Raw genomic sequence first — 12,371 nt, forward strand, 5'->3', positions numbered from 1 at the left:
CGGGCGAGGGTGGTGACGGCGACTTCGACCGGGCGAGGGCGCTGGGCGACGGTTGAGGGGCTGCTGCCGCCTGTAGGATCGACGCCTCCTTGGCGGTCGCCTTGATGCCGTTGGCGCCGTTGAAGATCCTCGTGCCGAAGGCGGTGAGCTGCTTGGGGTCGAAGTTGACCGTCATGTCCAGGATCGGGTCGCTGTTGCCGCTCCACGACCAGGCGATCCAGCCGAGGCCGCGCGACTGCGCTTCGGACAGGATCGTCTCGTGGTCCACCTCGCCGGACTGGAACTGCCGCGGACGCGGGCTGGACCGAGACCAGGATCGACGCGATGGCCGCGAGTACGGCGGCGCCGAGGGCGACGAGCTTGTTCTTCATGTACCTACCTCGTGGTGGGGTCCCGACGGATGCCCCGGTGGCCGCGCTCACTGTGACGACAGTGACTGACTCGAGGTGAGAAACCGGCCGCGACGGGGCGACCACGAGCAGGTGGGCGAATGTTCGCATGGACGGTTTTTCCTCCGAGCACGGACAACCGGCCATGCACGACCAGGCGGGGACCCTGACCGTCCTGCTCCCAGGTGCATGGAGATTCTGAAAAGGGAGGCTCACATACCAGCGGAAGCGCCGTCAATAGTTTGGAGCCCAGAGAAATAAACGGCAGGTTGATCGGCGGGATCCGGTCGCTCCGGCCTCGGTCCCACCGGCGTCCTGCCGCTGCGCGACCCCGACCAGGCGTCCCGACGGGAGTGGGAATCGTTCCAACCCAAGCTAAAACTGACCAATAGAACCAACTTGGTCAGTCTGTCTCCTAGCATTGGTGTGGAAGCCGATGAGAGGAGTCGTCATGTCAGACGTCGGCAAGCCCGGCGGCCGGGCGCTGGTGGTCGGACTGGGGATCGCCGGCATCGCCACCGCGTTGCGGTTGCGCCAGGTCGGGTGGGAGCCGGTGGTGGCGGAACGGGCACCCGCGCGCCGCTCCGGCGGCTACTTCATCATGTTGTTCGGCGCCGGTATCGCCTCGGCCCGGCGGCTGGGCGTGCTGGAGGCCATCGGTGACCGCAGCGGGCCCCATGTCACCAGTTACGAGGTGGACCGCGCGGGGCGCCGCCGTCCCGGCCTGAACCCCTTCGCCATGGCCGGAGGCCCACGGCCGCTGCTGCGCGGCGACGTGGAGCAGGGTTTGTTCGCGGCACTGCCGGACGATGTGGAGATCCGCTACTCCACCGTGCCCACCCACATCGCCCAGGACGACGCCGCGGCGGAGGTGACGCTACACGACACGGCCGCGGACACCGTCGTCACCGAGCGCTTCGACCTGGTGATCGGCGCCGACGGCATGCGCTCGACGGTACGCGGGCTCGTCTTCGGTCCCGAGGAGTACCTCCACCCGCTGAACTACATGGTCGGCGCCACCGTGCTGGACGGCCCGGTCGACGGCTTCGGCCTGCACGAGGGCCTGGTTCTCGCCGAGCCGGGTCGTTCGGTGTGGGCCTTCCCGTTCGCCGACCACGCCCCGAGCCTGCTGTTCTCCTACCGCACCGACGACGTCGACGCCGAGTTCCGCCGCCCGCCCATCGAGTCCATCCGCGCCGCCTACGGCCCCAAACCGACCGGACCCCTGCTGGAAGGGCTGCTGAAGCGCTACGAGCAGGCACCCGATGCGCTGTTCGACTCGGTGCAGCAGGTCAAGATGCCCCGCTGGCACCGCGGCCGGGTCGTCCTGATCGGCGACTCCGCCTGGTGCGTCACCCTGTACGCGGGCATGGGCGCCTCCAGCGGCATGGCCGGCGGCGAATTGCTGGGCACCATGGTGCAGCGCCATCCCGGTGACGTGCCCGGGGCGTTGCGGGCCTGGGAGGCGCGGATGAGGCCGTTCATCCACCTGCAGCAGGAAAGCGCCCTGCCCGGACGGCGCATCTTCACCCCACATGACCGCAAGGAGCAGCTCCTGCGCGCGGGGATGATGCGCCTGATGCGGATGCCGGGCGTCGGAAAGGCCATGGGCAGGAAAATGTTCAACAACAAGGACATGCGGGCCAAGAACATCGACGTTGCGCTCCCCTGACCGTACCGAATCCGACAGCAGCACCCCCGACAGCACGACCATGGAGGACAGTACGGTAGGCCGCTTGCGACGCTGACCTCGCAAGCGGGCGCGCTGCTCGGTCGTGAGCGCGCTGTCGGTCAGGTGGTCGCGACCGTGAGTGCGGCGTGCCGGCCTGGACGCAGGAGGGTGAGCCGGTCGGTCAGCCCGGCCTGGGCGAAGGCCTCGGCGAGTGCGTCTGCCCCTTCGGTGAAGTGGCGCCAGCCGTCGAAGTGCAGCGGGACGACGTGCGACGCGCCGAGGATCCGGGCGGCCTCGGCCGCCTGGGCGCTGGTGAGGGTCAGGTAGGCGTCGCCGAGGAGAGCGGTCTTGGCCGCTCCGGCGAACAGGATGGCGACGTCGATCGCGAACCGTTCGGTGATCCGGGCGACGATGTCGAGAGAGGCGTTGTCGCCGCTGACGTACACGGTCGGTATTTCACGGCCGGACAGCACGAATCCGGCGACCTCCCCGACGATGGGCTCGCTGCCCTCGGGGCCGTGCAGGGCGGGCACCCGGGTGACGCGCAGCGCCGAGCCGTCGGGTCGGGGCAGGTCCACGTGCTCCCAGACGGGCATGGCGCGGGTGGTGCCGCCCAGCCGGTCGGCCGCGCCGGCGGTGGTGAGCACGAGCGGGACCTGGCCGAGGTAGTCGCGACCGCTGACGTCGAGGTTGTCCCTGTGCTGGTCGTGGGAGAGCAGCACGGCGTCGACGTGGCCGACTTCGGCGGGGGTCAGCGCGGTGTGCGCGGTCTTGACCAGGACACGTCCCGGGCCCGTCACGTACTCGCGGGGAGGGTCGAAGGTGGGGTCGGTGAGCAGGCGCAGCCCGCCGATCTCCAGGATCGCGGTCGGCCCGCCGAGGGCGTGGACGCTTATCTGCGATGCGATGGTCATGACAGTTCCTTGTGCGGCGGAGTGTGAGCGTCGGCGGCCGGTCCGGTGGGACCGTCCCGCGGACGATCATCGAACGTACGGCTGCCGGAGAGTGAGTGGCGTGAAAGCCGTTATGCGATAGGTTCAAGCCAACCCCGGAGGAGCGATGAGCCGACGTGATCCGCTGACCATCGCGGTGCTGATGTTCGATCAGGCGCCACTGTTCGAGACCAGCGTCCCGATCAGCGTGTTCGGCGCCGACCGCAGCGACATGGGCGTCCCCCGCTTCGACCTGCGCGCCGTCTGCGGTGATCCCGGCCCGCTCACCACCACCGGTGGGATCCGGCTGACCGCGCCGTACGGACTGGACGCGCTGGCCGACGCCGCCACCGTCGTCGTGCCGAGTTGGCGCGGCCCGGCCCAACTCCCTCCGGAACCGGCGCTCGCCGCCCTGCGTGACGCGCACGCCGACGGCGCCACCGTCGTCGGGCTGTGCCGTGGCGCGTTCGTTCTCGCCGCCGCCGGGCTGCTGAACGGCCGCCGCGCGGCCACCCACTGGCTTTACGCACCCGCCCTCGCCGCCGCCTACCCCGAGGTGAAGGTGGACGCCACAGTGCTGTTCGTCGACGACGGCGACCTGATCACCTCGGCCGGGACCGCCGCCGGGATCGACGCCTGTCTGCACCTGGTTCGGCGCCGGTTCGGCGCCCAGGTCGCCAACACCATCGCGCGTCGCATGGTCGTACCTCCGCAACGCGGCGGCGGCCAGGCGCAGTACATCGAGCACCCGCTGCCCGACCCCGACACCGACGACCCGCTCGGCGAGATCCTCAGCCATGCCATCCGCCACCTCGACGACCCCGGCCTGGACGTCGACTCCCTGGCCAGACACGCCCTGATGAGCCGCAGAAGCTTCGACCGCCGATTCCGTGAACTCACCGGCACCTCTCCACTCCAATGGCTGCTGACCCAACGGATCATGCAGGCCCAGCGACTGCTGGAGACCACCGACCTCAGCGTTGACGCCATCGCCCGCAACGTCGGCTTCAGCAACGGCGTGGCCCTGCGCCCTCACTTCCGCCGCATCCTCGGCGTCGCTCCGCAGACCTACCGCGACACCTTCCAAGCCCGCACTGCCTGATCAGAGACGGACGACGCGTCGATGACGCACGGCATAACCGGGGGCAGCAGGCCCGAGGGCGGACGAGGACAGCGCGGCCTCGTGAACGCCGCAGCGGACCTCGCCCAGACGGCGACGACGTCGTGTTTCGATGTCGGTCACGGCTACGCCCTCTATCAGGGGCCGTCGTGGGACAGCGGCTTTCATCGCCACGCCGCCTTCCAGATCGTCGCCGTCGAGGGGGAAGCCGCCATGGTGGACGCCGCCGAGGTCTGTCACCGCGCCGTGGCGCTTGTGGTGCCGCCCATGGTGCGGCATCGGATGGTACAGCACCAAGGTGGACACCGCCGTGTCCGCCGCGCCGGCGCCCACGATCTCCGGCAGCGCGTCGCCCGTCCCGGTCTCCCACCGCACCGTCGCGCCGACGGCTTCGGCCTTGCGTCGGGCGATCGCCAACACGCCCTGATCCGGGTCTGTCGCCACCACCCTCGCCCGCGGCTCGGTGCGGTTGAGCAACAGCGCCGTGGACCCGGTGCCGCATCCGACTTCGACGATCACATCCTCCGGTCGCGGCGCGACGTGCATGACGGTCAGCGCCCGCCACAGCCGCTCCCGGGTCAGCATGACGACGGGATCGTAGAAACGCGTGGGCGCGAAGCGTCCGAGCGCGGGAGTGAAAGCCTGGTCGGTCATGCCCCGCAGGCTCGCACCGCGAGGGCGTCCGGTCTTGAACGAACCGCTCATGCCGACGGCGAGAGCCGGGGTCACCGGTCTCGCGACGAGAGGAAGGCGATCATCTCCTCGCGGGTCTCCTTGTGGGGCTCGACCGCGCTGGCGGCGCGTACCCATTCGACGGCCCTGTCCGGTACGGCCTGCCGCCCCCAGGCGGTCAACGCACCCAGGGCAGCACGCCGGATCCGGGTGACGCGGTTGACCAGCGCGACCCGGATGAGCGGCAGCCCGACCCCTGGGAAGGCGTCCAGGCCGCCGACGATGGATTCCAGGGCTTGGTCCGCCGCGGCGTCGGAGCCGAATCCGAAATGCTCGCCGGGGCCGTTCGCCAGCTCCTCCAGCGGCAGCAGCCGCTCGGCCAGGGCGGTGACCTGCCGGGCCTGGTCTGGTGAGGCATGGCGGATGACGACATCCCACGCGTAGGCGTCCAGCGGTTCCACCTGGAGACGCGTGAGGATCTGCGGGACCATCGGCAGCTGCAGCCGGCTCGCCGCCCACAGGGCGCTCGTGAAGTCTTCACCGGAGGGATCGGCCAGAAGGGCGAGCACGAGCTCAGCCCATCGCGGCTGCGAGAGGATGCGCTCATAGCGGTCGCGCAGCCGCACCAGGTCGCCGTCGGCCCAGTTCAGTCCATCGTCCGAATCCCTTAGGAATCCGGTGATGGTCAGTACGGCGGACAGCCTGTCCAAGTTCGCTTCGCGGACATCGATCAGGTCGGCATAGCGGCCCAGGCACGGGACGGCCTCGGGGTAGTCCGTCATGTCCTCGGCCGGTCCTCCGACGGCGAGCGCGGCCAGGATGCCGCCTGCGCCGTCGAGGAGGGCCTCGTCCACCTCGGAGTCGAGCAGCGCCGAGTACAGGTCGCCGCTGGTGGCGGCGATATGGGCCAGATACTCGTTCATCACGCCGTTGCGGAAGCCTTCGCGGAGCAGCCACCCCTTGATCTCCGGATCGTCGCAGCCTTTGAGTCGTTCGACCGCGTGGATGCGACCCCAGTCCTCTACACGGCGGGCCAGCTCGTAGACCGCGCGTTGCCGGTCGCGCTGGGTGCGCAGTAGCGCCACCACCGCGTACAGGGTGAATTCCTCCAGCGTTCCGAGGAGCATCAGCAGGTCGCGGTCGCGTTCGTCGCCGCAGGCGCCGATGAGCGCGATGCCGATCTTCGTGGTGTTGCGGTGACTGCCGTGTTCGGCCAGGTGCCGTCCGATCAGGCGCAACCGATCTCTGGGCAGCTTACGGCGGCGCAGTTCTTCCAGGAGGTCGTCGACGACGCTCAGGGCGTCCGGGCCGGACAGCTGCCGGTGGAGCTTGACGACGCTCTCGTGGCTGGGCGCCGCTTCGACGAGCGCCTCGAGCCGGTCGGCGATCGCGGTGACCGCGGCGGCGTCTTCCCCCGGGCCGAAGTGGTGGGTGCGTATGCCGTCCAGGACGACACTGGTCATCACCGGGCCGCCGTCGGCGGGCGGGGGCGGGTCGTCGGGGAGTTGGTAGGCGTCCCGGGGCCAGGGGCCGGGGCCGTACCGAAGAGACATCGCGAGTGCGTGTGCGAGGAAGGTGGGCTGATCGTCGATGGATTCGTCGCCCAGCTTCCATGTACCGGCGTTCACCGGCTGGGGCGGTGGCCGCCCTTCCCGTTGATCATGCCCGTAATGATGGCTCACCGTCCTCGCGGGACGCAATTGAATTCTGCGCGGAATGCCTGTCGGGGAAACCGGCGCTCGCTCGGTCGGTCCGGTCGACCTCGCCGCTCAGGCGGCGGAGTGCAAAGCCGGGCCCTGCAGTCGACTGATGGACCGATGCGAGGCGCATCGACGAGATCGAACACGGTGTCACGAACCGCGATCCCCCTGTCGCGGGTGCCGGCCGGGTGGGTGAAAGGCTGTACGGGTCCATCCGCCGGCGGAACGGGGCCATCACCATGGGGGATACCGGATCGGGGAGCCACTTCAGTGGGACCGGCGATCTCGACCGGGCGGTGGCCGTCTTCGAGAGCGTGCGGCCACGCCTGTTCGGAATCGCGTACCGGATCCTGAGCAGCTCCACCGAGGCGGAAGACCTGCTACAGGACGTGTGGCTGCGCTGGCAGGCCTACGACCGCGGCACCGTGGCCGACCCGGAGGCGTTCCTGGCGACGGTGACCACACGCCTCGCCATCAACGCCCTGCAGTCGGCGCGGGTCCGCCGCGAGACGTACGTCGGCCCGTGGCTTCCCGAACCCGTCGACACCAGTGCCGACCCTCACCTCGGCGCCGAGCGCGGCGAAGCCCTCGGCTTCGCGGTCCTGCTCCTGCTCGAAAAGCTCTCACCCACTGAACGCGCGGCCTACGTGCTTCGAGAGGCGTTCGACTACCCCTATCGGCAGATCGCCGAGATCATCGAGGTCAGTGAGGCCGCGGCGCGGCAACTGGTCAGCAGGGCCCGCAAACGCGTCGTCTCCGGGCGCCGAGCGCCGGTGAACGGAGCCGAACAGCGCAGACTGCTCACCGCCTTCGTCGCCGCCGCCCGCTCCGGCGACCTTGCCGCGCTGGAAGAGCTCCTCGCCGCGGACGTGATCAGTTACTCCGACGGCGGCGGCGCCGTCCGAGCCTCTCGCATCCCGGTAATCGGCGCATTCCGGGTCGCGAAGTACATCAGAGCGTTCGCGGACCGGTTCTGGGCCGGGGTCGAGGTGGGATGGGCCGACGTGAACGGGCAGGCGGCCGCTGTGCTGCGCCACGACGGCGAGGTGTTCACCGTCCTCACCGTCAACGCCTCCGCCGAGGGCATCGACGAAGTGCTGTGGATGATGAACCCTGCCAAGATCACCGCGCTGTCCGCCGCGACATAGTGCGTACGCCGCAAAGAGGGACATTTCACTGCGAGTCGTTACGACGCGCTTCAGCGCGGGCCGCGACGGCTGTCGTCCAGATCGTGACGGCGACCAGCAGAACGCAGACGGCTGCGGTCGCCGCGACCACGGCGGCCACGCCGACCGAGGGCGTCACGAGCGGCAGCGACAGGACGACGACGACGGACCCCAGAACCGCGACGGGAAACATGACGGGTTGTGCGATGACGAGCACGTGCACCGCCCACAGCAGGGCGAGATAGACACCGACAGGAACGGCGACCGCGTAGCCGAGTGCCTGCGGCGACGCCACAACGTCGTGCCCGCTCTGCTCCACCGCCACTTCGAGCCCGGCGCCGAGGGCGGCCAGGGCGGCGAAGATGCCGTAGTGGCCGTATCCCCACAGGTAGGACCGATGACGCCGGTCATCGAGACCGTCCCCCGCCGGTCCGAGGAAGTACAGCCACCAAAGGGCGAACAGCAGGACGAGGCCCGAGACGGCGACGACGACGAAGGGGCCGCTGATCTTGCCCGTTTCGAGCGCTCCTTCGACCCCTCTGGTCGTGGCGAGCACGCTCTCGCCCAGCAGGATGATCGTGAACAGGCCGTAGCGCTCGGCGATGTGGTGCGGGTGCCAGTTGGTGCTCCCGGCCCGTTCCGCCCACCGCGGCACCGCGAGTTCCAGGACGACCAGGCCGACGAAGAACGGCAGCACGGACGACGCGGGCAACACCCCGTTCTCCGCCAGGAAGAAACGAAGTATCCATCCCAGCTGCAGGATGGCGATACCGGCGGCGTAGCGCAGGGCGGTCCGACGGCGGGCGGGGTCTTCGAGACCGGCTCGCACCCACTGGGTGACGAGCGCCATCCGCATGATGACGTAGCCCAGGGTGACGACACCGTAGTCCGATTGACCGGCCGCGGCGGGCACGCCGGCGGCGAGGACCAGCACGCCGCCCATCTGCACCATGGTCAGCAGCCGATAGGCGACGTCGTCGGTGTCGTACGCCGAGGCGAACCAGGTGAAGTTCATCCAGGCCCACCAGATCGCGAAGAAGACCTGCAAGAACGGCACCAGCCCGGCCAGGCCGTGACCGGCGGCGATGCCGTGCGCGAACTCCGCGGTGACGGCCGCGACCGCGACCACGAACGTGAGGTCGAACAGCAGCTCCAGCTGACTCGAAACCCGGTGCGGCTCATCGATGGCACGAGCGCTCATCCGGATTCGGATCCGGATTGTCGAGCCTGCTGGTGGCAAGGTCCTGCTCCTGTCGCTTCGCAACGTACGGTCCGTGACAACGCGGCACCGAGATCGCACATGCCGCCCGCTCCGGCTCGCCCTCCGGGGGAGAGCCGGACACGGGACCGAAGTGCGGGTGCGGCGGTGACCTACGAGCGCCCGGGCTGCTTTCCGGTCGCGTTCCGGCCGGGCCAGTCGTGGTAGCGGATCGTACCGAGGGTGGCGTCGTCGTCAAGGGGAACCAGCGACCGCTCGTCCAGCTCACTGCCGAAGTAACGCGCGTGCGGGTCGGTGACCACCTCGCGCGGATCGCCCCAGGCGGCCAGCGCCTGGCGGAAGAACTCATCCATCCGGAACTGCTCAGGCCCGGCGATCTCGACCCTGCCGTTCAACGGCGCCCCCACCGCGGTCCGCCCAACCGCCAGGGCCACGTCGTCACCCGCGATCGGCTGGAACAGCACGGGCGCCATGTGCACCTTGCCATCCACCGTGGCGTCGTCGGCGATGCCGCGGGTGAACTCGAAGAACTGGGTCGAGTGCACGAGTGAGAACGGGATCCCCGACTTCTCGATCAGCCGCTCCTGGGCGATCTTCGCCGCGAAGTAGCCGTTGTCGGGCATCCGTTCCGTGCCCACGATCGAGACCGCGACGTGGTGACCGACGCCCGCCTCCGCCTCCGCCGCGAGCAGGTTGCCCGTGGAGGTCTCGAAGAACTTCAGCACCGCGGCCCTCTCGAACGACGGCGAGTTCGACACGTCGACCACCACCTGCGCGCCCGCCAGCACCTCGGCCAGCCCCTCGCCGGTCAGCGTGTCGACGCCGGTGTTCGGCGACGCCGCCACCGCCTCGTGACCCTGCTCGCCCAGGTTCTTCACCAGCTTCGACCCGATCAGGCCCGTCCCGCCGATTACCACGATCTTCATCGCGATCCCTTTCGTCCACCGGGCCGCCTCGTTGCCACCCGGTCGCCAGCTAAGACCGGGCAGCCTCCGGGCTTGTGACAGCTGCCGCGAAATTCCTCGGCTGACGGCTGACGGTTGCCCGCGGGCCGGTGCGGCTCAGCGAACGGCCGTACGCCGGCGGACCGCCTCCAGGCCGATGACGTCGTCCGGCGGCGCGTCCGGCACGTCGTGGTCGAACCGGGCCAGCACCCTGACCCTGAGCGCCACCAGCGCGATCACGGCGATGGCCAGCGCGAACACCACGTACATGAACGCCACGCCCCGGCCCTCGCCGACGCCGACGACCTGGCCGGCCGTGCTCGCCAGCGGCCCGTCCGGGGCGAGCAGCGGCTCGAACAGCGAGGTCCCGTACGGAGCGACCAGGCCGAAGCCGATCGGCAACGTGGACCAGGCGATGAGGGTGTTGAGCGCGATGACCCGGCCGTGGAACCGCTGCGGCACCTTGACCTGGATGATCGTGGCGTAGACGCCGTTGACCAGGGTCAGCGCCAGCGACATGCCGAACGCCCCGACGGCGATCACGATCAGGCTCTCCCGCAGGCCGGTGACCAGGCAAAAGGCCGTGCCTGGGCCTCGGCGGTGCCGGACGAACGGCTCGGCCACCGGATCGTGTGCCACCTGGCCGCGCCGGTCACCCCGGAGGAGGCGCACGCCGCGTGCCTGGCGCTGCTACCGGGCCGGATGGCCGCGATCGCACCGCACCACTACGTCGTGGCCGGGGTCGCCGAGGGGACGGGTCGCCCCGCCCCGGCCGAGGTCCCCGTCCCTAGCAGAGCGCCAGGGCCGTATGGACGAGTTGGAGGTGGGTGAACGCCTGAGGGAAGTTGCCCAGATGGCGCCCCTGGACGGGGTCGTACTCCTCGGCGAGCAGGCCCACGTCGTTGGTGAGGGCCAGCAGCCGTTCGAACAGGGCCATGGCCTCGTCCTTGCGGCCGACGAGGCTGAGCGCTTCGGCCAGCCAGAAGCTGCAGGCGAGGAAGGCGCCTTCGGCTCCGGGCAGGCCGTCGATGTCGTTGCTCTCCGAGACCGGATAGCGCAGCACGAAGCAGTCGGTCATCAGCTCGCGTTCGATCGCCTCGATCGTGCCGGTGACCCGGCGGTCCTCAGGGGGCAGGAAGCCGACGATCGGGATGAGGAGCAGCGCCGCGTCGACTTCGTGCGAGCCGTACGACTGGGTGAACGTGCCGCGCTCGCGGTCGAAGCCCTTGGTGCAGACCTCGGCGTGGATCCGGTCCCGCATGGCCCGCCAGCGCCTGAGGGGACCGGTGTGGCCGAGTTCCTTGATCGCCCGCACCTGCCGGTCGGCCGCCACCCACGCCATGACCTTGGAATGGACGAAGTGCCGCCGCGGGCCGCGGACCTCCCACAGGCCCTCGTCGGGCTGGGCCCAGCTGCGCTCCAGGAAGTCCATCAGCCGGCAGGCGGTGGACCAGGCGTAGTCGTGGGGCGGCAAGCCCAGTTTGCGGGCCCGGTAGAAGCAGTTGAGCACCTCGCCGTAGACGTCGAGCTGAAGCTGGCCGGCCGCGTCGTTGCCGATCCGCACCGGCCGTGAGCCTTCGTACCCGGGAAGCCAGTCGAGCGTCTGCTCCGGCAGGCGCCTTTCGCCTGCCACGCCGTACATGATCTGGAGGTCCTCCGGGCGGCCCGCGATGGCGCGGAGCAGCCAGTCGAGCCAGGCGCCCGCCTCTGTGACGTACCCGGATTCGGTCAGGGCGTCGAGCGTCATCGCGGCGTCGCGCAGCCAGCAATATCTGTAGTCCCAGTTACGCACCCCGCCGAGATGCTCGGGCAGCGACGTGGTGGGAGCCGCCACGATGCCGCCGGTCGGGCTGTAGGTGAGCGCCTTGAGCGTGATGAGGGAACGGACCACGGCGGCGCGGTGGCGGCCCGGGAGCCAGCACCGGGAGACCCACTCCTCCCAGAACCGGCTGGTCTCGGCGAGTTGCTCACCGGGATCGATGCCGTGGGGCTCCGGCTGGTGCGAGGGGTGCCACGTGAACACGAACGACCGGCGTTCCCCCGCGGCGACCGTGAAGGTGCCGATGTGCCGGTCGCCGCTTCCCTCCAGGTCGAGGGGAGCGTCGATCCAGACCGAGTCGGGCCCGCCGATGGCGTGCAGACGACCGCCGAAGCGGCGGGTCCACGGGATGATCCTGCCGTAGTCGAACCGGATGCTGATCTCTGTGGTCATGTCCACCGTCCCGGACACGCCCTCCACGATCCGGACCAGGGCGGGGTTGGCGTGCCGGGGAGGCATGAAGTCGACGACCTTGACGGTCCCTGTGGAGGTCTCCCATACGGTCTCGAGGATCAGCGTGTCGTCGGCGTACGCGCGTCGCGTGGCCATCTCGTGCCCGGCGGGGGCCAGCCGCCAGAACCCGTTGGACTCGTCGCCGAGGAGCTTGGCGAAGCATGCGGGAGAGTCGAACCGGGGAAGGCAGAGCCAGTCGATCGATCCGTCGCGAGCGACGAGGGCGGCTGACTGCGTATCCCCGATGAGGGCGTAGTCCTCGATCCGCATGTGGACCACGCTACT

General features: G+C 69.8%; 10 protein-coding genes and 1 pseudogene. 3 read left to right on the plus strand and 8 right to left on the minus strand.

Going from position 1 to position 12,371, the window contains the following annotated elements; all coding sequences use genetic code 11:
- Positions 1 to 268: pseudogene (locus tag B1L11_RS03510) on the minus strand (beta-mannosidase); the annotation flags it as partial.
- Positions 269 to 840: 572 nt separating this feature from the next.
- Between B1L11_RS03510 and B1L11_RS03515 the strand changes: the two are divergent.
- Positions 841 to 2,061 (plus strand): FAD-dependent monooxygenase, encoded by a 1,221-nt coding sequence (locus B1L11_RS03515; RefSeq protein ID WP_079313139.1) that lies wholly within the window; start codon positions 841 to 843, stop codon positions 2,059 to 2,061.
- Between the two features lie 119 nt (positions 2,062 to 2,180).
- Here the strand turns inward: B1L11_RS03515 and B1L11_RS03520 are convergent, their stop codons facing one another.
- Positions 2,181 to 2,975 (minus strand): MBL fold metallo-hydrolase, encoded by a 795-nt coding sequence (locus tag B1L11_RS03520; RefSeq protein WP_143736881.1) that lies wholly within the window; start codon positions 2,973 to 2,975, stop codon positions 2,181 to 2,183.
- 145 nt (positions 2,976 to 3,120) lie between these two features.
- On the opposite strand from B1L11_RS03520, the gene B1L11_RS03525 reads away from it, so the two are divergent.
- Positions 3,121 to 4,095, plus strand: a complete 975-nt coding sequence (locus tag B1L11_RS03525) for a helix-turn-helix domain-containing protein (RefSeq protein WP_079313140.1) — start codon at positions 3,121 to 3,123, stop codon at positions 4,093 to 4,095.
- Here B1L11_RS03525 and B1L11_RS03530 read toward each other — a convergent pair whose 3' ends face one another.
- Positions 4,096 to 4,767 (minus strand): class I SAM-dependent methyltransferase, encoded by a 672-nt coding sequence (locus B1L11_RS03530; protein ID WP_079313251.1) that lies wholly within the window; start codon positions 4,765 to 4,767, stop codon positions 4,096 to 4,098. It lies immediately after the preceding gene.
- 71 nt (positions 4,768 to 4,838) lie between these two features.
- Positions 4,839 to 6,413 (minus strand): hypothetical protein, encoded by a 1,575-nt coding sequence (locus B1L11_RS03535; protein WP_079313141.1) that lies wholly within the window; start codon positions 6,411 to 6,413, stop codon positions 4,839 to 4,841.
- Positions 6,414 to 6,724: 311 nt separating this feature from the next.
- Between B1L11_RS03535 and B1L11_RS03540 the strand changes: the two genes are divergently transcribed.
- On the plus strand, positions 6,725 to 7,633 hold the full coding sequence (locus B1L11_RS03540; protein ID WP_079313252.1) for an RNA polymerase sigma-70 factor: 909 nt from the start codon (positions 6,725 to 6,727) through the stop codon (positions 7,631 to 7,633).
- A gap of 25 nt (positions 7,634 to 7,658) precedes the next feature.
- Here B1L11_RS03540 and B1L11_RS03545 read toward each other — a convergent pair whose 3' ends face one another.
- From B1L11_RS03545 to B1L11_RS03560, 4 genes are all read right to left on the minus strand, one after another.
- Positions 7,659 to 8,852, minus strand: coding sequence for a low temperature requirement protein A (locus tag B1L11_RS03545; protein ID WP_079313142.1), 1,194 nt, complete (start codon positions 8,850 to 8,852; stop codon positions 7,659 to 7,661).
- 170 nt (positions 8,853 to 9,022) lie between these two features.
- Entirely contained in the window at positions 9,023 to 9,796 is a 774-nt protein-coding gene (locus tag B1L11_RS03550; protein ID WP_079313143.1) for an SDR family oxidoreductase, read from the minus strand.
- 135 nt (positions 9,797 to 9,931) lie between these two features.
- Positions 9,932 to 10,486 (minus strand): hypothetical protein, encoded by a 555-nt coding sequence (locus B1L11_RS03555; protein ID WP_256862193.1) that lies wholly within the window; start codon positions 10,484 to 10,486, stop codon positions 9,932 to 9,934.
- Positions 10,487 to 10,601: 115 nt separating this feature from the next.
- Positions 10,602 to 12,356 (minus strand): glycoside hydrolase family 15 protein, encoded by a 1,755-nt coding sequence (locus B1L11_RS03560; protein WP_079313253.1) that lies wholly within the window; start codon positions 12,354 to 12,356, stop codon positions 10,602 to 10,604.
- Positions 12,357 to 12,371 lie beyond the last annotated feature (15 nt).

This window comes from Microbispora sp. GKU 823 (assembly GCF_002027145.1).
In the GTDB taxonomy this organism is placed as follows: domain Bacteria; phylum Actinomycetota; class Actinomycetes; order Streptosporangiales; family Streptosporangiaceae; genus Microbispora; species Microbispora siamensis.

What these genes read in the sequence shown, in the direction of transcription:
- B1L11_RS03530 (WP_079313251.1), bottom strand. Translation starts at nt 4,767, where the DNA reads ATGACCGACCAGGCTTTCACTCCCGCGCTCGGACGCTTCGCGCCCACG.
- B1L11_RS03540 (WP_079313252.1), top strand. Translation starts at nt 6,725, where the DNA reads ATGGGGGATACCGGATCGGGGAGCCACTTCAGTGGGACCGGCGATCTC.
- B1L11_RS03520 (WP_143736881.1), bottom strand. Translation starts at nt 2,975, where the DNA reads ATGACCATCGCATCGCAGATAAGCGTCCACGCCCTCGGCGGGCCGACC.
- B1L11_RS03560 (WP_079313253.1), bottom strand. Translation starts at nt 12,356, where the DNA reads ATGCGGATCGAGGACTACGCCCTCATCGGGGATACGCAGTCAGCCGCC.
- B1L11_RS03515 (WP_079313139.1), top strand. Translation starts at nt 841, where the DNA reads ATGTCAGACGTCGGCAAGCCCGGCGGCCGGGCGCTGGTGGTCGGACTG.
- B1L11_RS03545 (WP_079313142.1), bottom strand. Translation starts at nt 8,852, where the DNA reads ATGAGCGCTCGTGCCATCGATGAGCCGCACCGGGTTTCGAGTCAGCTG.
- B1L11_RS03550 (WP_079313143.1), bottom strand. Translation starts at nt 9,796, where the DNA reads ATGAAGATCGTGGTAATCGGCGGGACGGGCCTGATCGGGTCGAAGCTG.
- B1L11_RS03525 (WP_079313140.1), top strand. Translation starts at nt 3,121, where the DNA reads ATGAGCCGACGTGATCCGCTGACCATCGCGGTGCTGATGTTCGATCAG.